Below are 21,971 nucleotides of genomic sequence, written 5' to 3'. Positions count from 1 at the left end.
TACTGGTCGGCGTGGCGCATTCCGTTCTCAAGCCCGGCGCTCGTACAAAGGAACAAGATCACATAGGCGATATTGAGCGCCTTCAGCGGCAGCGAGGGCCCCACGGTCTGAGGCCCCCCATAGCGTAGGGATCTGACAAGCAACGAGCAGGTCCATGGCTGAAGAGACATCTATCGGATCCCCGACCGAGCAACCGGCGTGGTCCTCAGGCTATCGGCGCTACGCCTTGGTGCTGTTGATGCTGATCTACGCGCTCAACATGCTCGATCGGCAGATCGTCACGATCCTGGCCGAACCGATGAAGGCTGAACTGCACCTCGCCGACTGGCAGATCGGCGCGGTCAGCGGCCTGGCCTTCGCTCTCTTCTACTCGGCGGTAGGCCTGCCGATGGCGCGCCTCGCCGACCGCGGGGACCGCGTTCGGCTGATCGCGATCTCGTTGGCCGTCTGGAGCGCATTTACCGCAGTCTGCGGCTTGGCTCGCTCTTTCCCGCAACTCATTCTGGCGCGGATCGGGGTCGGCATCGGCGAGGCTGGCTGTACACCGGCGGCTCATTCGCTGATTTCCGAGTTCACACCGCGCGCCAAACTGGCCTCGGCCCTGGCTTTCTATTCTCTTGGAATTCCCCTCGGATCGCTTTTGGGCTTGGCGATAGGCGGACTCATCGTCGACAGCCTCGGCTGGCGCGCGGCCTTCATGGCCGCCGGATTGCCCGGGTTGGGCGTGGCGGTCCTCGCCATTGTCACCCTGCGCGAGCCGCGTCGCCTACGCCCCGCGCTCGCCATGCAGACCAAAGGTCTCCAGTCCTTCAGGGCGGCATTCGCCGAGCTGAAGGGCAAGCCCGCATTCTGGCTTATCGCCTTCGCCGCCGCGCTGACGTCATTTTCCTACTACGGTCAGTCTACGTTCTTCGGATCCCTTTTCCTTCGCAATCACAGTGAGGCGCTTACCCTGCTGGGGGCAAAGCTTGGGTTGGGTCCTGCAGGCATGGTCGGTTTGGCCCTCGGACTCATCATCGGCCTCGGCGGCGGCGCGGGCACGTTGATCGGCGGCAGGCTGGCCGACCGGGCCGCCCGCGGCGGCATCGCCGGCTATGCTCGACAGCCGATGTTTGTCCTATTGGCCTCCACGCCGTTCCTGGGCCTGATGCCTTTCGCGCCAAACCTTGCGCTGGCCCTGGCCGCCCTGATGGTCGGCGTTTTCCTGCACGCGATGGCCTATGGACCGACCTTCGCCTCGGTTCAGGTTCTGGCAAGCCCCAACGTCCGCGCGACCGCCTCGGCGATACTGTTTTTCCTGACAAGCTTGATTGGTCTGGGTCTTGGGCCCCTAGCCGTCGGATCGGCCAGCGATCTCCTCAGCCAGAGATTTGGGCCGGTCCAAAGTCTGAACATCGCCTGCGCAGGCGCTTCGGTCGCCATGTTGGCGTCAGTCATCTGTTTTGGCCTGGCGGCGAAACGCATGGCGGCCAAACCGGCGGTCGCGACCGAGGCCGCAATGGGGATGGCTTGACCGCGCGTTGCCTCCAGCGAGACCCTGATGACTGCATCAAGCTGGGCCGCGACGGCGCGCCTCGATCTGCGCGGAGACGACAGGAGCCTTAAGGGATTAAAGACTGGCGCAAGGTCCCTGATGAAACGCGACATGGGTTGCCGCGTCGCTGCCACAGCCGCATAAATCCTTATGGCTCCAAGCTGGGCGCGTTGGTTCAGGATTCCCCTATGCAGTTTGACGACGTTATCCTGGGTCGCCGAAGCATCCGCGGTTACAAACCCGACCCCGTTCCCCGGGCCCTGATTGAGGAGATCATCGGCCTGGCGATGCGTGCGCCATCGTCGATGAACACCCAGCCGTGGAATTTCTACATCGTCACGGGCCAGCCGCTGGAGCGGATCCGCGCCGGCAACACCGAGCGAACCCTGGCCGGTGTGCCGCAGTCCCGGGAGTTTCGGACAGGCCAGACCTTCGCCGGCCAGCACCGCGACAGACAGGTTGGGGTCGCCAAGCAGCTGTTCTCGGCGATGGGGATCGAGCGCGAAGACAAGGATGCCCGACAGGACTGGGTCTTGCGCGGCTTTCGCCAGTTCGACGCGCCGGTCTGCGTGATCGTCACCTATGACCGCGTCCTCGACGGCAGCGACGACACGCCGTTCGACTGCGGCGCGGTCGCCACCGCCCTGGTCAATGCCGCCTGGTCTCGCGGCCTTGGCGCGGTGATCAATAGCCAGGGCATCATGCAGTCACCGGTGGTTCGCGAGCATGCCGGCATTGCCGACGATCAGGTGATCATGAAAAGCATTGCCCTGGGCTGGCCGGATGAAAGCTTCCCGGCCAATGCCGTGGTGTCCGAGCGCAAGTCGGTGGCGGAAGCGGCGGTGTTTGTCGGCTTTGGCGACTAGCGGCGGTGGCGGAGGGACTTCAGACGCCGGCTCGCCGGGCTGATGGCGCAAACAGCGGCCAAAGGCCCCTAGGAACTTGGAGCTTGGCGGCCTTTGCCCTGCCCTGCGTTCCTGTGGCGGCGATGCTCATGCCCGTCGTCGTCTATCTTCCCAATTACTACGCCACAGATCTGGGCGTCAGTCTGAGTGCTATCGGACTAGCCTTCGGCATCGTTCGACTTTTCGATTTGTGGCTGGATCCGACCCTCGGGTTCCTGATCGACAGGACGAACACGCGCTTTGGCCGGTTCAAGCCCTGGCTGGTAGGCGGCCTGCCCATTGCCGTCCTCGCGGTCTGGATGCTGTTCATGGCGCGCCCGGGCATCGACGGAAACTACATCCTGTTCTGGCTGGTCCTGGGGTTTCTGGGCCAGTCCATGGCGACGATGGCGCACGTCACCTGGGCGGCCCGACTGGCTCCGGAATATGGGCAGCGCGCGCGCGTCTTCAGTTGGTGGCAGGGCTTCACCGTCGCGGGCATGCTCATTGTGCTCGCCATGCCGCCGCTGATGAAAATCGGTTTCGGGCTCGATTACGGGCAGGGCGTGCGGGCCATGGGCTGGTTCGTTGTGTTGAGCCTGCCCGTGGCCATCCTTCTGGCGCTGCTTTCAATTCACGAGCCGGAGTCACCGCCGAACACCCATTCTGCAACCTGGCGCCACTATCTGGATTTGATGCGCCGGCCATCGATCATGCGTTTGCTGGCCTCGGATATTCTTCTCGGCACGGGCCCGGTCATCGCCGGCACACTGTTCTTCTTCTATTTTGACGCCATCCGCGGCTGGGACCGTTCCGAAGCCGGCCTGCTGCTGCTGCTCTATTTTATCGGCGCACTGCTTGGCGCGCCGCTTTGGGGGCGGCTGGGACAGGCCATGGGCAAGCATCGCGCCTTGGCCATCGCCGCAGTCGCCTATGCCGTCGCACAATTGGCGGTGTTGATCGCGCCGGAGGGCCTGGCTTGGGGGATCGTGACCATGATCCTTGCCGGCCTGCCCTACAGCGCGGGGCCAATATTGCTGCGCGCCATGATGGCCGACCTGAGTGACGAAGAGCGCCTCAGGAGCGGCGTGGATCGCAGCGGTCTGATGTTTGGTTTGCTGAGCGGGGCCGTAAAGATCGGCTCTGCGGTCGCGGTTTTTGCTTCCGTCAGCGCGCTGGAGTTTTTTGGGTTCAAGGCTGACCTGGGGGCCGAGAATGCGGCTCTGGCACTACTGGTTCTCTCGGTCAGCTTCGCCGTCGTGCCCGCCCTTTTGGCGCTTGCTGGCGCTGCCCTGATAGCCGGCCACACCATGGACAAGGCTGCGCATGATGAGATCCGCAAGGCGCTTGAGGCGCGCGATGCTGCGCAGACCTCACGCGCATCGGCGCTTGGATCGCCGCTCTGAAGGCGCGCGCTCCTGAGACGATCGGGGAGCTGCCAGCCCAAACTTTAGTCGCCCGGGAAGACGGTCCGAGCCTCGCGCCTGGCCTGCAAAATCGACCAATCCGTTCCGCTGGTTTGACAGCTCGCCCGTCGCCCGACTGACTGGGCCCCAAAGCCCTGACATGACGGGAGCCCCTCCCCGTCTTCCTGGCCGAGCGCTGACCTGAACGTCCGCGAGCCAGCCCGGAGCGGCAACGTCGCCTTGCGATCACACACCACCCGACACTAAGGTCTGCAATTGCGAGGTTCCGAGAATGGCCGACCTGAAGAGACGCGGCTTGATCATCGCCGGAGCCGGACTCGCGACGGGTCTGGTCGCCCGTTCCGCCGCAGCCCGGGATCTGGCGGTCTTCGCAAACGGGCAAGCCGGGCGCGCCACGGTGGACCACGCCGCCTTTGACGCCCTGCTGGCGCGTTGGGCCCATGATTCAAGCGACGGGGTGGTGCGGGTCAACTATGCCGGCTGGCGTCGCTCCAACCCTGACCGCGACGGGTTGGGCCGCTATATCGATCACCTGTCGGCCCAGGATCCCCAAGCCCTGAGCCGGCCAGAACAGTTCGCCTTCTGGGCCAATCTCTACAACGCCCTGACGCTTCGCGAGGTCATCGACGCCTGGCCGGTCAAGTCGATCCGCGACATCCGCTCATCTCTGCTGGTCGCCGGCCCCTGGAAGAAGACCCTCGCCCGGGTTCACGGCGTCGATCTTTCGCTGGACGGCATCGAGCACGGCATACTGCGCAAGGGATGGTCGGATCCGCGCGTCCATTATGCGGTCAACTGCGCCTCGTTCAGTTGCCCCAATCTGCCACGGAAAGCCTGGCGGGGTGCGGGACTGGGTCCGACGCTGGACGCCGCCGCACGCGCCTATGTCAATCATCCCCGCGGCGTGGCCTTCAAGGGCGCGGCGCTCACGGTGTCCTCTATCTACAAATGGTATTCGAGCGATTTCGGCGGCTCTGACCGACGCGTCATCGACCACCTCGCCGGCTATGCGGCAGCGCCCCTCAAGGCCCGCCTTCTCCAGGTCGACCGGATCGCCGGCGACACCTATAACTGGTCGATCAATGCCATGGAAAACCGCTGATGAGCCTGCTGAGACGCTTTCTTCCCTTGTTGCTTCTCGCGGTGTTGGTGGTCGCCGTGTTTGCCAGCGGCGTGACCCGCTACCTCAATTTCGAGGCGCTGCGGACCCATGAGGCGGCCTTGCGGGCCTTTGTCGGCGACCACCTGATCCTGGCCCTGCTCAGCTTCATGGCCGTCTATGCCGTGGCCACGGCGATCAGCCTCCCCGGGGGCCTGGTCCTGACCCTCACGGGCGGCTATCTGTTTGGCCCCTGGGTCGGTGGCGGCGCGACCGTGGTCGGCGCCACGATCGGGGCTATTCTGGTGTTCTATGCGGTCCGCACCTCGCTGGGCGAGGTGTTGCGCCGGCGCGCCGAGGCCTCAGGCGGCACACTCAAAGCGGTCATCGATGGCGTTCAGGCCGGGGCCTTTGGCTATATCCTGACCCTCAGGCTGGTGCCGCTGGCCCCCTTCTGGTTGGTCAATATCGCCGCCGCCCTGGCCCATGCGCCGCTGCGGGCCTATGCCCTGGCCACCTTCCTGGGCATCATGCCCGCCACCTTCATCTATAGCGGCATCGGCGCCGGGATCGGCGATCTGATCGCCCGCGGCGAAACACCGAACGCCGGCGCGATCTTCGAGCCCCGCGTCCTCCTGCCCCTGATCGGGCTGGGCCTGCTGTCGCTGGGCACCACCCTCTATCAACGCCGCCGCGCCAGAACCGGAAACGCCCTGTGACATCCAAAACCCTAAAGGTCGACATGGTCGTCATCGGGGCGGGCTCGGGCGGCCTGTCCGTGGCTGCTGGGGCCGCTCAACTGGGCCTCAAGGTGGTGCTGTTCGAAAAGGGGGAAATGGGCGGCGACTGCCTCAACTATGGCTGCGTTCCCTCAAAGACGCTGATCGCAGCCGCCGAAGCCGCCCATCAGGCTCACGCCGCCTCGGCGCTCGGCGTCCGGGTCGGCGAGTTGTCGATCGACTTCTCCAAGGTCATGGCCCATGTCCACGCCGCCATCGCGGCCATCGCGCCCAATGACAGTCAGGCGCGCTTCGAAGGGCTGGGCGTGCAGGTGGTGCGCGAGGCCGCCCGCTTCGTCGACGATCGCACCGTCGCCAGCGATAGTGTGCGCGTCAGGGCGCGAAAGATCATCGTGGCCACCGGCTCCCATGCCGCCGTACCGCCAATTCCCGGCCTCGACGCCGTCCCCTACCTGACAAATGAAACCCTGTTTGGCCTGACGACCCTGCCCGAACGCCTGATCGTGCTGGGCGGCGGCCCGATCGGCGTCGAGCTCGGCCAGGCTTTCCGCCGACTGGGCTCAGAGGTGGTGATCATCGAGGCCGACACCCTTCTGGGGCGCGAAGACCCGGCGGCCGCCGCCGTGGTTCTGGCCCAACTCCGCGCAGACGGCGTCGAAGTCATGACCGGCGGCAGAGCCACGCGGATCGCGTCCGGTCCCGTGGTTGAGGTGGAGACCAATGGCCAGACCCGCACGGTCACGGGCTCGCACCTTCTGGTCGCCGTCGGGCGTCGCCCGGCCCTGAGCGGATTGGATCTCGACAAGGCGGGCGTCGAGACTGACCGCAACGGCATCATCACCGACAAGTCCCTGCGCAGCAGCAACCGGCGCGTCTATGCGGTCGGCGACGCCGCCGGTCGCGGGCAGTTCACGCATCTGGCCGGCGCGCACGCCTCGCTGGTAGTGCGCCGGGCGGTCTTCGCCCTGCCCGTCAATGCCGACGCCCTGCAGACGCCTCGGGTCACCTATTGCGATCCGCAACTGGCCGCAATCGGGCTGGGCGAATCCGAGGCCCGTGCGATCCATGGCGATGACCTGCGCGTCGAGCACTTTGACTTTGCTGAAAATGACCGGGCTATCGCCGAGGGCGACACGCGTGGCTTCGGCAAGCTGATCACGACGAAAAAGGGCAAGATCCTCGGCGTTACCCTCGTGGGCCGTCAGGCCGGAGACCATATCCATCTGTGGTCCCTGGTGATGTCGGCGGGGCTCAAGCTCAGTCAGATCACCAGCATGATCGCGCCCTATCCCACCCGGGGCGAGATCGGCAAACGTCTGGCCGGCCAATGGTACACCCCGGCGCTGTTCTCTGACCGCACACGCAGGCTGGTGGCGATCCTGAAGCATTTCGCCTGAGGGAAGGGCCGCAACCGCGCGGCTGTGGCTAGGGCCTTGAAGCCGGCGGCGCCCGCATGCGCCGGATAAAGCCGAGATCGAGATAGCGCTTCAACCACAGCGCGGCCCGGCCCAGTAGCCAGAACCGGCCGCGCACCGCCAGGCCCCGACCATCGCCCAGATCCATGATCGACAGCCAGCGGGTCTGCGGCTGGTAGGGCCGGGTGGGCCGGTCATCGCCATGGGCCGCCAGGTTGTTGAGCAGAACCGGCGCAGCGCGAACGCCGAAAACGCCTGCAGCCGGCCGCGTGTGGCCCTCGATCACGGCGCAGTCCCCGACGGCGAAGATGGCGGGGTCGCCGATGGCCTGCAGGGTCGGCGTGACCCGCAGCCGCCCCTGTCCGTCCAGCGGCAGTCCGAGTTCGCCGATCAGCGGCGGGGCTGAAAGCCCGGCCGCCAGAACCAGGATGTCACAGGGCTCGAGCGCGCCATCGGCCAGTCGACAGCTGTCGACGGTTCGACCCACGACAAGGCCGGACCGCAAAACGGCCCCCCGCTCAACCAGGGCCGCCGACAGCCGAGACCAGGCGGCCGGCGGAAGACCCACCCCGTGGCGGGGCGCGATCACCGTGACCTGGGGCCGACCGTCACCGCGCTCGACCAGGCCGCAGAGGCTTGCGGCGATTTCCAGCGCGCTATGGCCGCCCCCCGCGACCACGATCCGCGGCGCCGCGGCGCCCGCCGCCGCCTGCGCCTCGATCCGGGCGCGCAAGGTCAACAGCTGCGACAGAGGCTTGACCGGCCAGACCCCGGGGCCGCCGACCAGGCCGTGAGGATCAGCGGCAACGCTGCCGATGTTCAGCGACAGGCGGTCATAGGTTTCGGTCTTGCCATCGGCCAGGGTCAGGATGCGTGCCGCACGATCGACCGCCACGACGGACTGGGCCAGATGGCGGACGCCGAATGCCGCCGCCAGGGCCGCCACATCGATCTGGGCCTCATCCAGCGCCAGCGCGCCGGAGAGCACGCCGCTGGCCAGCCCCGAATAGTGAAACAGCTCGGGCGCGATCAGCGTCACCGTCAGCCCTGCGGCCCGTAGCCGGGCGGCTTGCCGCACGACGTGCAGATGCGCGTGGCCCGCCCCGACCAGGGTCACCGACCGCGCCGTCATGCGAGCCGCGCCGCAAGAACGCGGAAGGAGACGCCCTGTCGTGGCGCGCGCTTCAGGTTTTCAGTCCTGCCGAAACCCGCGCCAGATAGGTTTCAATACGTTTGGCGTTGGCGCCCAGATCGCTCAACCCGACGCGCGAGATGGATCGCACATCGACCCTGGAGCCCTGCCCCCCGGCGCCCGAACGCACCCGCACGACGACATCATCCTTGAATCCGAACCAGAAGGTCCCCGCCGTCGCCTCAATCACGCCGGCCTGCGGGTCCTGGGTCACCACAGTCCAGCCCATGCCCTGGGCCGCCTTGAGCGCTGCGGTGAAGGCCTTCGTCGGCGCCGCGTCGAACGCGGCCGTCCGTAGCCCTGGATAGGCCTCATGACCGACCTGCCCCAGGCTCTTGCTGCCATATTTGGCGAACCGGGGATCGCGGTAAGGGTCTGCGGCGGTCAGGGGCGCCCTCAGGTCCCCCACGGGATTGGCCTCCGCCGCCGTCCGGAGCGACAGCAGGCTCGGGCTCAGAGCCGGCGGATCGGCAATGTCGGTGGCGACGTCGTGGATCGGCGGGATATCGGCCGCCTGGGCCCGTACCCAGCCCAGATAGCCCAGGCCGGTCGCGGGGATGATCAGGGCGACGAGCGCCGCAGCCCATGCGGCCCGGGGACGGCGGATCAAGACCAGGATCAGGGCGACGAGGGCGATCACGGCCGTGGCCAGCAGCAGACGCGGTCCCCACTGTATGATCAGCACGCCAAGCCCGATACGCCAGGACCAAAGGCCAAACTTCACCCCAAGGGCGGAGACCAGGAACCAGACGGGGACCAGCAGGGACAAGGTCAGGGCTATCCCGGCGAATTTCGATCGCGTCAGCATGATGGTTCTCCTGTGTATTGCGACCGTTCCACGAACCTCGCCAGGACGCCAGAGTTCGATTTCCGGACGGTCCGATGAAACCTTTGCACCCATGGGGCCGAATCTGGTCGGTAACCTCGCTCGGCGCTGGGACGATCGGCCCGAAACTGACACAAAGGACGCCATGACGTCGACCGCTTCGCCCTTCGCAACCCATCGCGCCGCCGCCGGGCCCGGCCGCTTCGTGGATCCTCTCGTCACGGCGGACGGATCGCCCCGCGCCCGGGTCGCCCAGACCGCGCTGGAAACCCTGTGGTTCAACACCGGGACCCTGTGCAACATCGCCTGCGTCAATTGCTATATCGAGAGTTCACCGACCAATGACGCCCTGGCCTATCTGAGCCTGGAAGACGTCGCCCGCTATCTTGTCGAGATCGCCGAGACCGGCCTGCCGACCCGCGAGATCGGCTTTACCGGCGGCGAGCCGTTCATGAACCCGGACATCCTGGCCATGCTCGACGCCGCCCTCGGTGCGGGCCATCAGGTTCTGGTCCTGACCAACGCCATGCGCCCGATGCTGCGATGGGGCGCGCGCCTGGGCGATCTGGCCAGGCCGCATCGCGACCGCCTGACCTTCCGGGTCAGCCTCGACCATCACACGCAAGCGGTCCACGACGCCGAGCGCGGGACGGGATCCTGGGACAAGGCCTGGGAGGGTCTGGACTGGCTGGGCGAGCAAGGCCTTCGTGTCGCAATCGCCGGTCGTCGACTGGCCGAGGAAAGCGAGGCCGCCGCGCGGCAGGCCTATGGCGACCTGTTTCACGCGCGCGGCCTGGCCGTCGACGCCGAGGACCGGTCGACCCTGGTGCTGTTTCCCGAGATGGAAGCGGACCGGGCCGTGCCGGAGATCACCGAGGCCTGCTGGCAAATTCTCGACCGGGCGCCCGAACAGATGATGTGCGCCACCAGCCGCATGGTCGTGCGCCGCAAGGACGCGGCCGAGGCCGCCGTCGTCGCCTGCACCCTGACGCCGTATGATCCCCAGTTCGAACTGGGCCAGACCCTGGCGCAGGCCTCCGGCGCCGTTCAGCTCAACCACCCTTTCTGCGCCCAGTTTTGCGTCCTGGGCGGCGCCAGTTGCAGCGCGCCATGATGTCACCCGGCCCTGGGCTGGAGGACCTCTCAGTGATCCTGCCCGTGCTCAATGCCGGCGAACGCCTGGCCCGGACCCTGGTCGATCTGCCTGCGGTGCGCGAGGTGATCGTCGTGGATGGCGGCTCCGTCGATGACACCGTCGCCCGCGCAGCCGCCCATGGCGCGCGGGTCCTTCACTCTGTCCCGGGGCGCGGCCATCAGCTCGCCCTCGGCGCCGAGGCCGCCAGCGGTGCATGGCTGCTGTTCCTGCACGCCGACACCCGGCTCGACGCGGCCGCCTGGACGGCCCTGGCGAACCATATTGCCGCCCCCCACAGACGGGGATGGGCTGGAGCCTTCCGTTTCAAGCTCGACGACCCCGCCTGGCAGGCGCGGCTGCTGGAATGGGGCGTCAGCCTCAGGGTCGCCCTCCTGGCCCTGCCCTATGGCGACCAGGGCCTTCTGATTCATCGCGACCTCTATGCCGAGGTCGGGGGATTTGCGGCCCTGCCCCTGATGGAGGATGTCGACCTGGCCCGCCGCCTGGGCCGCCACCGTCTTCGCCAGCTGCACGGCGCCGCCCTGACCTCCGCCGAGCGCTGGCGTCGCCGCGGCTGGGTCCGCCAGAGCGCCCTGAACCTGCGCTGCCTGGCGCTTTATTTCCTGGGCGTCGCCCCGGCCCGGATCGCGGCGCTCTATGGGCGCTGATCCAACCCAGCAGCATCTGGTGCTGTTCAGCCGGCAGCCGCGTTACGGCGTGGGCAAGCGCCGGCTCGCTGCGGATGTCGGGGACCTGGAGGCTGTGCGGTTCGCTCGGGCGGCTTTGGCGCGGCTGCGTCGCACCCTGGGCCGCGACCCGCGATGGACCCTGTGGATGGCCGTTTCGCCGGACCGGCCGACGGACTGGGCCGCGCCGGCGCGCGTGATCGCCCAGGGGCCAGGCCATCTGGGTGAGAAGCTGGAACGGGTCGTCCGCGCCCTGCCGCGCGGACCGGTGGTCATCCTCGGCGCCGACACCCCGACCGTGACACGTCAGGACGTGGCCAAGGCCTTCGCCGCGCTCGGCGCCCACGACGCCGTGTTCGGCCCGGCCCGCGATGGCGGCTATTGGCTGATCGGTCTTCGCCGTCGGCCACGGATGCATCTGCCGTTTGAGGGAGTCCGCTGGTCGACCCAACAGGCCCTGGCCGACACTGTAGCCAACATGGAGACCCGCCCGGTCGCCCTACTAAGGCTGCAGGAGGACGTCGATGACGGGGCGTCGCTTCGGCGCTATCTCAGCCAATCGCGCTGGGGCTGAACCGTCTCGGGCAGATCCCCGCCAGCTTGCCTGCCAGCACCGGATCCCATGACGCCGGATCGGTAACGACGGCATAGTCCAGGCCTGTGTCGATCGGTGAGGCCGGCCGGTCCTGCGGCAGGCCGCGCGCCAGTTCGGTCAGCATCCTGCGCGCCGCCTCGGCATTGGCCTTCATGGTCGCCAGGATCCCGGCGACCTCGACATGGGCCGTATCGGCCCGCCAGCAGTCATAGTCGGTGACCATGCAAACGCTGGCATAGGGTAGCTCCGCCTCACGGGCCAAGCGGGCCTCGGGCATCGCCGTCATGCCGACGACTGAACATCCCCAGGCGCGGTAAAGCTCACTTTCAGCGCGAGTCGAGAACTGCGGGCCTTCGATGGCGACATAGACGCCGCCCTCGACCGTCACGGCCCCTGCCGCGCGCGCTGCGTTCGCCGCTGCGGACGACAGGCTCGGACAGACCGGATCGGCCATCGAGACGTGGGCGACGAGCCCCGGACCGAAGAAGGAGGCGGGCCGCGCGACGGTCCGGTCGATGAACTGATCGACCACAACGAAGGTCCCGGGCGGCAGCTCTTCCCGCAGCGAGCCGACCGCCGAAACCGAGACAAGGTCGGTACAGCCCGCCCGCTTCAGAACATCGATATTGGCGCGGGCATTGATCGCGCCCGGTGGAATGCGATGGCCCTGGCCGTGGCGCGGCAGGAAGACCAGGCGAACCCCTTCAAGGGTTCCGGTGACCAGCTCGTCGGATGGCGCGCCCCACGGCGACTCCAGGCGGAGGGTCTGCCGATCCGACAACCCGTCCAGGTCGTACAGGCCCGAACCGCCCATGACGCCGATCACCCAGTCCTTCATGCCGTTCCTCTCTGAGCCCAGGCTCCCTTGATACGTCATCCGGGGGCGATGGGACAGGCTGGCCTTGCAAGCCTAAGGGGCTGCGACGACATCGAAGCGGTCGTTGACCGGTTCGAGAGCTCGGGCTTCGCCCCGCGCCACGACGTCAACATTGCCCAGGGGCTGGGCGTGAACCCCGACAAGGACAACGCCGAATGCAAGATGAGCGGTCCCGAGGGCGTGATGATCGACGTCTCGGAAAGCGGTTGGGCCGGCGCCAACACCGACAAGGGCAAGCCTTCGGCATGACGGCCTCCAGCTTTGCGCCTATAGCGGGGGCCATGTCAGACTCTCTCTCCCGCGCCGCCGCCGAGGCGATGGACGCCGCCGATCCGCTGGCCGCCTTCGTCGCCGAGTTCGCCCTGCCCGAGGGCGTGGTCTATCTGAACGGCAACTCGCTGGGCCCCGCGCCCAGGGCCGCCCTGGCGCGCGTCGCTCAGTCAGCGCAGGAGGAATGGGCCGATGGCCTGATCACCAGCTGGAACAAGGCCGGGTGGTTCGCCCTGCCCTATCGCCTCGGCGATCGTCTGGCCGGCCTGATCGGCGCGGGTCCGGGCGAGGTCGTGCTGACAGACGGGACCAGTCTGAACCTTTTTCGCGTCGTCTCCGCCGCTCTGGCCCTGCGCCCGGATCGGCGCGTGATCGTCATGGAAGGCAGCAACTTCCCGACCAATAACTACATGGTTCAGGGGCTGATCGAGTCCTTGTGCAAGGGTCACCAGATCCGCTTCGCCGAGAAGGACGCCATCGACGACGCCATCGACGACGATGTCGCCGCCGTGGTCCTGACCCAGGCCCACTACAAGACCGCCCACGTCCTCGACATGGCCGGGATCACAGCCAAGGCCCACGCCCACGGCGCGCTGGCGATCTGGGACCTGTGTCACAGCGCCGGCGCCATGCCGGTCGACCTGAACGGCTGCGACGCTGACTTCGCCGTCGGCTGCACCTACAAGTACCTGAACGGCGGGCCTGGCAGCCCGGCCTTCCTGTTCGTCGCCAGCCGCCACCAGGGCGCGGCGGCACAGCCCCTGACCGGCTGGTGGGGCCACGGCGCGCCGTTCGCCTTTGACCGCGACTATCGTCCCGCCGAGGGCATCGGCAAGATGCTGACCGGCACCCAGCCGATCCTCAGCATGGTCGCCACCGAAGCCGGGATCGATATGGCCGAGCGAGCCGGGACCACGGCCATTCGCGCCAAGTCGCTGGCTCTGGGCAAACTGTTCCAGGATCTGATGGCGGCGCGCCTGCTCGACGCGGGCTTCGTGCTCGGCAGCCCGGCCGATCCCGCTGAACGCGGCGGCCACATCGCCTATGACCACGCCTCGGGCTATCCGATCATGAAGGCCCTGATCGCGAGCGGCGTGATCGGCGACTTCCGCGCGCCAGCCACCATGCGTTTCGGCTTCGCGCCGTTGCACCTGCGCTTCGTCGATATCTGGGACGCGGTCGACCGCTTGGCCGTGATCATCGACAAGCAGATCTGGCGCGAGCCGGCCTACGCGGCCATCGACGCCGTCACCTGAAGACGAGGCGGCGCCTGGCGCCCTCGTCCGCTCGGGCCAATGCGGTGTGACAGTTCGTCAGCCCGGCCTCGGCGCGCCTCACAGCGGCGGCTTGCCAGCGCCGTAAGTCAGTCCGTCAGCACGATCGGCACCACCGCTTCAACCCCGTCGGGGGCGAAAAGCAAGGTGGGGCGGCCGCCAAGGTCGGCCGCCAGGCCGCCGTCCAGCAGTCGCGAGCCAAAGCCCTTGCGGATCGGCGGCGAAACCGGCGGACCGCCATGCTCCTTCCAGCGCAGCTTGACGTTTCGCCCGTCTTCGCTGGGCTCCCACACGATGTCGACGCGGCCCTCACAGGTCGAGAGCGCGCCATACTTGACCGCATTGGTGCTCAGCTCGTGCAGGGCCAGGGCGAGCGCCAGGGCGGCTGATGGCCCCAGGCGGCCGGCTGGCCCGCTGACGTGAATGCGCGCGGCGTCCGGGCCGACAAAGGGCTGGATCGCGCCGAGGACGATATCGTGCACCGCCGCCCCCTCCCAGCTTTCGCGGGTAAGGATATCGTGGGCCACAGACATCGCCATGATCCGATCCAGCAGCAACTCGCGCGCCGCGCCGGTGGTCTGGCCCTCGCGCAGGGTCTGGCGGGCGATCGATTGCACCGAGGCCAGCGTGTTCTTGACCCGGTGATTGAGCTCGTTGATCAGCAACCGCTGGCGGGTCTCGGCGGCGCGCAAGTCAGTCAGATCGATGGCCAGGCCGACATAGCCAAGAAAGCCGCCCGTGGGGTCAAAGCGCGGCTTGGCGCTGACAAACATCCAGCGACATTCGCCGTCGATCCGCTGGAAACGCGCCTCGAACGTATAGGATGACAGGGTCTCGCGGGCGGCCATGCGGGCCCTGGCCACCTGGATCAGGTCGTCAGCATGGATCAGCTGGATCCAGACATCGCCCAGCAGGCTGCCGGCCTCTACGCCCGCGATCTCGACAAAGGCCTGGTTGACGAACTCGATGCCGCCATCGATGCCGGTGATCCAGATCGGCGCGGGCGCGGAATCGGCCATGCCTCGAAAGCGCGCCTCACTGTCGCGCAGGCGGTCCTCGGCGGATTTGCGCTCGGTGACATCAACCAGCACACCCAGCAGGGTATGGCGCAATCCGGTCGAGCCCAGCTTGATCTCGGCGCGCAGTTGATACCAGCACCAGGCGCCATCCAGCCGGCGATAACGGAACTCGACCTCGAGGAAACGCTCGCCGCGTTTCCAGGCCGCCTGGGCCGCTCGCGCGATGCAGCCCACGTCTTCAGGCTCGAATCCGCCACGCAGCGCTTCGAGGCTGGGCTGTGCATCCTCGGGAAAGCCCAGCAGGCGATAGAGTTCAGGTGAACCACTCACGCACTCGGTGGCGACATCATAGTCCCACACCGCCATGCGGCCGGCGTCCAGCGCCAGTTGCAGGCGATCGCTGGCCCGGCGCTCGGCCTCCTCCAGCCGCTTGCGCTCGGTGACGTCCTGCAGCGAGCCGATATAGCGCACCGCCCGCTCGACACCCTCGACCTGAGCGAAGATCGTTTCACCATGGGCGACCACATTGCGCACGGCTCCGTCGGGCCGAACGATGCGATACTCGTAGACCACCTGTGTGCGGAGCGCCGGATCCAGGGCCTTGGCCGCCATGTCAGCCGCGTGACCGCTGTCCTCACAGTGGGTTAGGGCCCGGACGTCTTCGATGCTGATCGCCTGGTCCAGATCGAAACCGCTGATGACGCGCGCCACCGGCGAATAGACGATCTGATCCGTCAGCAGGTCCCAGTCCCATATGCCGATGCCGGCGGCGCGGGTGGCGATTTCCAGCCTGATTTCACTGTCGTTCATGCGGCTCTGGTGGCTTTCCGACGTCGCGGCGCTCGACAGAATCGATGATGACCGAAGCGATGCAAGGCGTCACCCCGCGCCCTGCACAAACCTTGCTCACCCAAGCCTGCGGTCGGTCGAGGATTGAGATTGCCGAGCCCGACGGCTCGTTTAAGGTTCGCCCCATGCAAACGCACCTTCTCCCCCTCCTCGCCCTGGTCATGTGCGCCTGTGGCCCCGCCCCCGACGCCCCAGCGGCTCAGGATGGTTCGAGCCCGCCGGTCGAGACCCGGGCCGCCAATGCGCCCGACCAGAAGCCCGCCTTCGCCGGCCAGACCCGCGCGCCCAGCCAGGCGCTCGGCGTGACCTATAGCGTCGAGACCGTGGTCGGCGGCCTGAACCACCCCTGGGGTCTGGCCTTCCTGCCGGACGGGACCAGGCTGGTCACCGAACGCGCCGGACGACTGCGTCTGGTGAGCGCCGGTGGCCAGCTGTCGACACCTGTGGCCGGCCTGCCTGCGGTCGACGCCAACGGCCAGGGTGGCCTGCTCGACGTAGCGGTCGATCCGAACTTCGCCAGCAACGGCCTGATCTACTGGACCTACGCCCAGGCCGGCGACGGCGGCAATGGCACGGCGGCGGCGCGCGGCAAGCTGATCAGCGGCCCCTCCCCGCGCGTCGAAGGCGTGCAGGTGATCTGGAGCCAGACGCCCAAGCTGAACTCCAGCCTGCACTTCGGCGGCCGCCTGGTCTTCGCCAAGGATGGCACGCTGTTTATCACCACCGGCGATCGCTCCATCCAGGAAGGCCGCATGCAGGCCCAGCGCCTGGACGGAACCCTGGGCAAGGTGATCCGCATCAAGTCCGACGGCTCGATCCCCTCGGACAATCCCTATGTCGGCAAGGCCGGCGCAAAGTCGGAGATCTGGTCCTCGGGCCACCGCAATCTTCAGGCCGCCGCGCTGGATCCCCAGGGCCGGCTCTGGACCGTGGAGCATGGCGCCAAGGGCGGCGACGAGCTGAATCAACCGGAGGCGGGCAAGGACTATGGCTGGCCGACCGCCACCTATGGCGAGGAGTATTCCGGCAGACCAATCGGCGACGGGATCACCGCCAAGGCTGGCACGGAACAGCCGGTCTATTACTGGGATCCGGTCATCGCCCCTTCGGGCATGGTCTTTTATCAGGCCGATCTGTTCCCCGCCTGGAAGGGCAGCGTGCTGGTCGGCGCGCTGCGTGGGCAACACGTCGCGCGCCTGACGCTGAAGGATAACAGGGTGGTCGGCGAAGAGCGGCTGTTCGAGGAGCTCGACCAGCGGATCCGCGATGTTCGCGTCGGTCCCGACGGCGCGCTCTACCTGCTGACAGACGCGGACGACGGCAAGCTGCTGCGGGTCGTCCCCAAGCCCTAGGGTCTGGGGCACGATCGCTGACGAGACGGCGGTGACGCGGGGCTTTCCCTGTGAACCCGCCTGCTCGGCCCACTCTCCAGGCCCTAGAAGGCCGGCACCACCGCGCCTTGGTACTTCTGAGCCATGAATGCAGCCACTTCAGGCGTCGTCAGGGCGGCGGCCAGTTTCTGGACGCGCGGATCGTCCTTGTTGTCGGGACGGCCGACCAGATAGTTCACATAGGGGCTCTTGCTGTCCTCGATCAGCAGGGCGTCCTTGGACGGGTTCAGCTTGGCGTCGAGGGCGTAGTTGGTGTTGATGATCGCCAGGTCCACCTGGTTCAACACGCGCGGCAGGGTCGCGCCTTCCAGTTCCTTGAACTTCAGCCCCTTGGGATTGGCGGCGATATCCTTGAGGCTCGACAGCGGATTGGCCGGATCCTTCAGAGTGATGACGTTGTTGCGCGACAGCAGCAGCAGGGCGCGGCCCTCGGTGCTGGCGTCATTGGGAATGGCCACGGTGGCGCCCTGCGGCAACTCGGCGATCGACTTGTACCTGGCCGAATAGGCGCCGATCGGCTCGATATGCACGCCCTTGATCGCGATCAGGTTCGTGCCCTTGTCCCTGTTGAAGGTCTCCAGATACGGCAGCGTCTGGAAATAGCTGACGTCGATGCGCTTCTCGGCGACCTGGGTGTTGGGCTGGACGTAGTCGTTGAAGACCTTGATCTCGATCTTCAGGCCCTGCTCGGCCAGCTTGGGCTTGATGAACTCCAGCACCTCGGCGTGCGGGATAGCCGTGGCGGCGACGGTCAGGGTGTCGGAGGTGCTTGAGGAAGCGGCGGGCTTCTGGCCGCAGGCGGCGAGAGCCCCAAGGCTCAGCACGGTAGCGGCGAGGCTGAGGGCGACAAAAGCACGACGGGCGACCATGAACGGCTCCACAAGACGATAAATCGAGTTGGGTTTTGCCCCGTTTCGATCGCCTTATGAAATCAGATTTCCTGATCAGGGTGGGAGAGTCTTGCCCCTCCCCCACCCTGACGCTCTCGTCAGCCCAGCGCTGCCTTGTTGGCCAGCAGGAAGTCGCGCACCGTCCCAGGCTTGCGCCCGGTCAGCGCCTCGACGGTCGGCGTGAGCACCGCATGATAGCCCTGAGCGGCGGCGACATCGAAGTCGATCAGCATGTCGGCCACAAAGTCGGGCAGACCCGCGCCGGTCAGACCACCGCGCAGTTGTTCGGCGGTAAGGCCGATATGGGCGACGGGACGCCCCGAGACCTCGGACAGGAGCGCGGCAAGCTGGTCCTGAGTGATGGCTTCAGGCCCGGTCACGTCCAGAATCTGGCGCCCCTTCGCGTGCAGCAGGGCCGCGGCGTCGGTGCGGGCGCAGTCTTCACGGGTGACGTAGGAGCGACCAAGGCCGCCCGTGGCGGTGAACAGCTGTCCGCTGGCCACGGCCTGCGCCGCGCCCATCAGGATCACCTCGGCATAGAGGTTGTGGCGTAGCAGGGTCCAGTCCAGACCCGAGGCGATGATCGCCTGCTCGGTCCAGAAATGGTCGTCCATGACGCCGCCGCCCGCCTTGGGGGTCGGAGCCGGGGCCGAGGTGTAGACGATGTGCTTGACGCCCGCCGCCACGGCGGCGGCCACGGCGGCGCGGTGCTGGCCGATGCGCTGGCCCGGCTGACCCAGGGCGTCGGTGCTGATCAGCAGCAGTCGGTCGACGCCGGCGAAGGCCGAGACCAGCGAGGTGGGGTCATCAAAGTCGGCCTGGCGCGCCTCGGCGCCCTGCTCGACCAGATCGGCCAGCTTGGACGGATCGCGCGACGCCGCCACCACATCGGCGCCGGCTTGCAGCAGCAGTTCGACCACGCGACGGCCCAGTTGGCCGCCGGCGCCGGTCACGAGAAGCTTGGGAGAAGAAGCGCTCATCTTGAAAATCCTGGTCTCGAAATGAGACCTGCACTACATATGAAACCACCTCAGCTCCGTGAAGGAGGCAGTTTCGCGGGACCAGGTATGCAAAAGGGAACCGCCTGATGAGCGCTCAACAGCTGATCGAACGCCTGAAGCAGTGGCAAGGCCAGGCCGTCCCGGCCGGCGCCTGCCCGGTTCGCGACGTCATGGACCACCTGGGCGACAAGTGGAGCACCCTTCTGATCACCGTCCTGGCGGACGGTCCGCAACGCTTCAACGCGATCAAGCGCGCCGTGCCCGATATCAGCCAGCGGATGCTGACCCAGACCCTGCGCGATCTGCAACGCGACGGCCTGATCACCCGCCAGGTGTTTCCAACCCTGCCGCCCAGCGTCGAGTACCGTTTGTCGGGCATGGGCGAGAGCCTGCTGGAGCCACTGGCGGCCCTGATCGGCTGGGCCGAGGCGCATCATCCGGCGATCCGCGAGGCGCGGGCGGCCTATGACGGCCCAGTCGTCGCTTAGGGGTCGTCGCCTAAGCGAGCTTGACCCCCGCCCCGAACAGGCCGCCTGAGTGGCGGATGGCCAAGGAAACCGTCTACATCGTGCAAGCCTATATCGCCGGGCGCGGCAAAGGCTTGAAAGCCGAGCAGCAGATCGGCTGCAAGGACGCCGCCGAGGCGCGCCGCAAGGCTGAGCGCCTTGCCCCGCTGCGCGAGGGCGTGGTGGCCTTCGCCGCCTCGGCCGATGTCGAGCTGGGCGACTATGACGAGAACCCCGACATCCTGTTCAAGGCCGGGCGACTGCCGTTTCCGTTCGACCAGGCCTAGTCTTCGTCGTTGGCGGGCTCATCGGGTGATCCGTGGATCGCCCAGTTGACGACGAAGTCGGGCGTATCGCCCTCGAGACTCGTCACACCCGGTTCGGCGGCCAGGATATTGGATGTCTGCGGCGGCAGGGCATAGGTGTCGCCGTCGTGTTCGCCCAGCAGATCGAGCAGGATGCCGTCATGGCCGTCAGCCTCGATGACCACGCCGAAGAACTGCTGGCGCTCGGTGACCTCGCCCTCGTCGTCGAGAAAGGTCAGGCCGACCAGCAGGGTCTTGCTAATCAGGGCCTTGGCGAAGGCCTCGTCCCAATGCTCTGGGGGCGGTTCGGACAGGATGGGGATGTCGTTATCGGTCATGGCGGTCTTCTAGCGATGTGAAACCCGGCGCACCACCGTGTCGCCGACCATCTGCAGCGCCTGCACCAGGATCAGCAGCAGCACGACGGTGACGACCATCACATCGGTCTGGAAGCGCTGGTAGCCGAAGCGGATGGCCAGATCGCCCAAGCCCCCTGCCCCGACCACGCCGGCCATGGCGGTGTAGGACACCAGGGCGATGGCCGTCACCGTCGCGGCGGCGATGATCCCCGGCATGGCCTCGGGCAGCAGAGCCCCCAGTACCACCTGCCGACGCCGGGCGCCCATCGCGAAGCTGGCCTCGATCACGCCCTTGTCGACTTCGCGCAGGGCCGTCTCGACCAGTCGCGCGAAGAAGGGCGCGGCGCCGGCCACCAGCGGCGGGATCGCGCCCTGCACGCCCAGCGACGTGCCGACCAGGGCCACGGTCAGCGGGATCATCACGATCAGAAGGATCACGAACGGCACCGAGCGCAGGATATTGACCAGCAGCGACAGCAGGCCGTTGGCCGCGCGGTTCTCCAGCATCTGGCCCTTGCCGGTCAGGAACAGGATCACGCCCAGCGGCAGACCCAAAATGACCGTCAGGACCATCGAGCCGCCCAGCATGGTCAGGGTGTCGAGGGTCGCCTGGGCGATCTCGGACCAGTCTATGTTCGAGACGCTCATCGGGCGGTCTCCCCGGAAAGTTCATCCACGCGCACGCCCTCGGCCTGGAACCGGGCGATCGCCGCCCCGACGTCGCCGCCGGTCAGGGCCAGGGTCAGCTGGCCATAGGGGGTCTCGCGCAGGCGATGGATGCGCCCGCCCAGGATGGAATAGTCGACGCCCGTGGCGCGGGCCACTTCGCCCAGCACCGGCTTGTAGGTCGCTTCGCCCTTGAAGGTCAGCCGCACCACACGACCCGTCAGAGCCGCGTCGGCGGCGGGCTCGCCGTCCGCCTCGCGCACGAAGCGGCGGGCCGTGGCGCTGGCGGGATGCAGGAAGACGTCCTCGACCGGGCCGGTCTCGACCACGCGCCCGGCCTCCAGCACCGCCACCCGGTCGCAGACGCGGCGCACCACATCCATCTCGTGCGTGATCAGCACGATGGTCAGGCCCAGTTCGCGATTGAGGTTGGAGACCAGGTCAAGGATCTGCTCGGTCGTCTCGGGATCCAGGGCGCTGGTCGCCTCGTCGCACAGCAGGATCTTTGGACCGGTCGCCAGCGCCCTGGCAATGCCCACGCGCTGTTTCTGGCCACCCGAAAGCTGGGCCGGATACTTGTCGGCGTGATCAGACAACCCCACCCGCGCCAGCAACTCGGCGGTGCGCGCCTTGACCTCGGCGGCCGGTCGCCCGGCCAGCTTCAGTGGGAAGGCGACATTGGCGGCCACGGTCTTGGACGACAGCAGGTTGAAATGCTGGAAGATCATCCCCACCCGGCGACGCAGAGCGCGCAAGCCCTCGACGCCCAGGGCGGCGACATCGTCGCCATCCACCACGACGCGGCCCCCGGTCGGCTTTTCCAAGCCGTTGATCAGCCGGATCAAGGTGGACTTGCCTGCGCCCGAGGCCCCGATCACGCCGAACACCTCGCCGGCCTTCACCGACAGCGAAACATCGCTCAGGGCGGCGTGCCCGCCTTTTGCATAGGTCTTGGAAACAGCCTCGAAGGCGATCACGGCGTCAGGCATCCCGGGCTGGCGGCTCCATGGCGGAGCGTTGGCCCGTAACTA

23 protein-coding genes are annotated in these 21,971 nt (G+C 67.3%); 14 read left to right on the top strand and 9 right to left on the bottom strand.

The window, feature by feature from the left end:
- The first annotated feature begins 154 nt into the window (after positions 1 to 154).
- The 6 genes from ACN2C7_RS06635 to ACN2C7_RS06610 all read left to right on the top strand — a co-directional run bounded on the left by ACN2C7_RS06635 (position 155) and on the right by ACN2C7_RS06610 (position 7,081).
- Complete coding sequence (locus ACN2C7_RS06635; protein ID WP_419320623.1) at positions 155 to 1,513, top strand: spinster family MFS transporter; 1,359 nt, start codon at positions 155 to 157, stop codon at positions 1,511 to 1,513.
- A gap of 209 nt (positions 1,514 to 1,722) precedes the next feature.
- Positions 1,723 to 2,400 carry a nitroreductase gene (locus ACN2C7_RS06630; protein WP_419320622.1) on the top strand — a complete coding sequence of 226 codons (678 nt, stop codon included), beginning with the start codon at positions 1,723 to 1,725 and terminating at the stop codon, positions 2,398 to 2,400.
- Between the two features lie 5 nt (positions 2,401 to 2,405).
- Positions 2,406 to 3,824 carry an MFS transporter gene (locus tag ACN2C7_RS06625; RefSeq protein WP_419320620.1) on the top strand — a complete coding sequence of 473 codons (1,419 nt, stop codon included), beginning with the start codon at positions 2,406 to 2,408 and terminating at the stop codon, positions 3,822 to 3,824.
- 316 nt (positions 3,825 to 4,140) lie between these two features.
- Positions 4,141 to 4,947 (top strand): DUF547 domain-containing protein, encoded by an 807-nt coding sequence (locus tag ACN2C7_RS06620; RefSeq protein ID WP_419320619.1) that lies wholly within the window; start codon positions 4,141 to 4,143, stop codon positions 4,945 to 4,947.
- Positions 4,947 to 5,663 carry a TVP38/TMEM64 family protein gene (locus ACN2C7_RS06615; protein WP_419320618.1) on the top strand — a complete coding sequence of 239 codons (717 nt, stop codon included), beginning with the start codon at positions 4,947 to 4,949 and terminating at the stop codon, positions 5,661 to 5,663. The genes ACN2C7_RS06620 and ACN2C7_RS06615 overlap by 1 nt, the downstream gene beginning before the upstream one ends.
- A complete protein-coding gene (locus tag ACN2C7_RS06610; RefSeq protein ID WP_419320617.1) occupies positions 5,660 to 7,081 on the top strand; it encodes a dihydrolipoyl dehydrogenase family protein in 1,422 nt (473 codons plus the stop codon). Before ACN2C7_RS06615 ends, ACN2C7_RS06610 begins: the two co-directional genes overlap by 4 nt.
- 28 nt (positions 7,082 to 7,109) lie before the next feature.
- On the opposite strand, the gene ACN2C7_RS06605 is transcribed toward ACN2C7_RS06610, so the two are convergent.
- The gene (locus tag ACN2C7_RS06605) at positions 7,110 to 8,231 is read right to left on the bottom strand and encodes an NAD(P)/FAD-dependent oxidoreductase (RefSeq protein ID WP_419320616.1); all 1,122 of its coding nucleotides are present in this window, start codon (positions 8,229 to 8,231) and stop codon (positions 7,110 to 7,112) included.
- Between the two features lie 52 nt (positions 8,232 to 8,283).
- Positions 8,284 to 9,099, bottom strand: a complete 816-nt coding sequence (locus ACN2C7_RS06600) for a DUF1499 domain-containing protein (protein ID WP_419320614.1) — start codon at positions 9,097 to 9,099, stop codon at positions 8,284 to 8,286.
- Between the two features lie 163 nt (positions 9,100 to 9,262).
- Between ACN2C7_RS06600 and ACN2C7_RS06595 the strand changes: the two genes are divergently transcribed.
- From ACN2C7_RS06595 to ACN2C7_RS06585, 3 genes are read left to right on the top strand one after another with little or no spacing between them, the layout of a single operon-like run.
- Positions 9,263 to 10,231 (top strand): radical SAM protein, encoded by a 969-nt coding sequence (locus tag ACN2C7_RS06595; RefSeq protein WP_419320613.1) that lies wholly within the window; start codon positions 9,263 to 9,265, stop codon positions 10,229 to 10,231.
- A gap of 32 nt (positions 10,232 to 10,263) precedes the next feature.
- Positions 10,264 to 10,920: a TIGR04283 family arsenosugar biosynthesis glycosyltransferase gene (locus ACN2C7_RS06590; protein ID WP_419320612.1), complete on the top strand. Its 657-nt coding sequence runs from the start codon at positions 10,264 to 10,266 to the stop codon at positions 10,918 to 10,920.
- Positions 10,910 to 11,512: a TIGR04282 family arsenosugar biosynthesis glycosyltransferase gene (locus ACN2C7_RS06585; RefSeq protein ID WP_419320610.1), complete on the top strand. Its 603-nt coding sequence runs from the start codon at positions 10,910 to 10,912 to the stop codon at positions 11,510 to 11,512. Before ACN2C7_RS06590 ends, ACN2C7_RS06585 begins: the two co-directional genes overlap by 11 nt.
- On the opposite strand, the gene mtnP is transcribed toward ACN2C7_RS06585, so the two are convergent.
- Complete coding sequence (mtnP, locus tag ACN2C7_RS06580) at positions 11,490 to 12,371, bottom strand: S-methyl-5'-thioadenosine phosphorylase (RefSeq protein WP_419320609.1); 882 nt, start codon at positions 12,369 to 12,371, stop codon at positions 11,490 to 11,492. The two genes, ACN2C7_RS06585 and mtnP, sit on opposite strands and share 23 nt — an antisense overlap.
- A gap of 27 nt (positions 12,372 to 12,398) precedes the next feature.
- Here mtnP and ACN2C7_RS06575 point away from each other — a divergent pair, with 27 nt between their 5' ends.
- Complete coding sequence (locus ACN2C7_RS06575) at positions 12,399 to 12,659, top strand: hypothetical protein (protein WP_419320608.1); 261 nt, start codon at positions 12,399 to 12,401, stop codon at positions 12,657 to 12,659.
- Between the two features lie 32 nt (positions 12,660 to 12,691).
- Positions 12,692 to 13,936: a kynureninase gene (kynU, locus tag ACN2C7_RS06570; protein ID WP_419320607.1), complete on the top strand. Its 1,245-nt coding sequence runs from the start codon at positions 12,692 to 12,694 to the stop codon at positions 13,934 to 13,936.
- A 107-nt stretch (positions 13,937 to 14,043) separates the two neighbouring features.
- Here kynU and ACN2C7_RS06565 read toward each other — a convergent pair whose 3' ends face one another.
- Entirely contained in the window at positions 14,044 to 15,783 is a 1,740-nt protein-coding gene (locus tag ACN2C7_RS06565; RefSeq protein ID WP_419320606.1) for a PAS domain S-box protein, read from the bottom strand.
- A 164-nt stretch (positions 15,784 to 15,947) separates the two neighbouring features.
- Between ACN2C7_RS06565 and ACN2C7_RS06560 the strand changes: the two genes are divergently transcribed.
- Positions 15,948 to 17,174, top strand: a complete 1,227-nt coding sequence (locus ACN2C7_RS06560) for a PQQ-dependent sugar dehydrogenase (protein WP_419320604.1) — start codon at positions 15,948 to 15,950, stop codon at positions 17,172 to 17,174.
- Between the two features lie 83 nt (positions 17,175 to 17,257).
- Here the strand turns inward: ACN2C7_RS06560 and ACN2C7_RS06555 are convergent, their stop codons facing one another.
- Both ACN2C7_RS06555 and ACN2C7_RS06550 read right to left on the bottom strand, forming a co-directional pair.
- Entirely contained in the window at positions 17,258 to 18,082 is an 825-nt protein-coding gene (locus tag ACN2C7_RS06555; protein ID WP_419320603.1) for a MetQ/NlpA family ABC transporter substrate-binding protein, read from the bottom strand.
- A gap of 119 nt (positions 18,083 to 18,201) precedes the next feature.
- On the bottom strand, positions 18,202 to 19,083 hold the full coding sequence (locus ACN2C7_RS06550; protein ID WP_419320602.1) for an SDR family oxidoreductase: 882 nt from the start codon (positions 19,081 to 19,083) through the stop codon (positions 18,202 to 18,204).
- Positions 19,084 to 19,190: 107 nt separating this feature from the next.
- Here ACN2C7_RS06550 and ACN2C7_RS06545 point away from each other — a divergent pair, with 107 nt between their 5' ends.
- A complete protein-coding gene (locus ACN2C7_RS06545; protein ID WP_419320601.1) occupies positions 19,191 to 19,592 on the top strand; it encodes a winged helix-turn-helix transcriptional regulator in 402 nt (133 codons plus the stop codon).
- A gap of 56 nt (positions 19,593 to 19,648) precedes the next feature.
- Entirely contained in the window at positions 19,649 to 19,897 is a 249-nt protein-coding gene (locus ACN2C7_RS06540) for a hypothetical protein (RefSeq protein ID WP_156111248.1), read from the top strand.
- Here ACN2C7_RS06540 and ACN2C7_RS06535 read toward each other — a convergent pair.
- Genes ACN2C7_RS06535 through ACN2C7_RS06525 form a run of 3 tightly spaced genes read right to left on the bottom strand, consistent with a single transcriptional unit; the run spans position 19,894 to position 21,917 of the window.
- Complete coding sequence (locus ACN2C7_RS06535) at positions 19,894 to 20,253, bottom strand: hypothetical protein (RefSeq protein ID WP_419320600.1); 360 nt, start codon at positions 20,251 to 20,253, stop codon at positions 19,894 to 19,896. The genes ACN2C7_RS06540 and ACN2C7_RS06535 overlap by 4 nt on opposite strands.
- Before the next feature lie 9 nt (positions 20,254 to 20,262).
- Entirely contained in the window at positions 20,263 to 20,922 is a 660-nt protein-coding gene (locus ACN2C7_RS06530) for a methionine ABC transporter permease (RefSeq protein ID WP_419320599.1), read from the bottom strand.
- Complete coding sequence (locus tag ACN2C7_RS06525; RefSeq protein ID WP_419321421.1) at positions 20,919 to 21,917, bottom strand: methionine ABC transporter ATP-binding protein; 999 nt, start codon at positions 21,915 to 21,917, stop codon at positions 20,919 to 20,921. The genes ACN2C7_RS06530 and ACN2C7_RS06525 overlap by 4 nt, the downstream gene beginning before the upstream one ends.
- Positions 21,918 to 21,971 lie beyond the last annotated feature (54 nt).

Source organism: Caulobacter sp. ErkDOM-E, assembly GCF_048541895.1.
Lineage (GTDB): Bacteria > Pseudomonadota > Alphaproteobacteria > Caulobacterales > Caulobacteraceae > Caulobacter.
The sequence above is the reverse complement of the archived record's forward strand: the minus strand, read 5'-3'. Positions and strand labels throughout refer to the sequence as shown.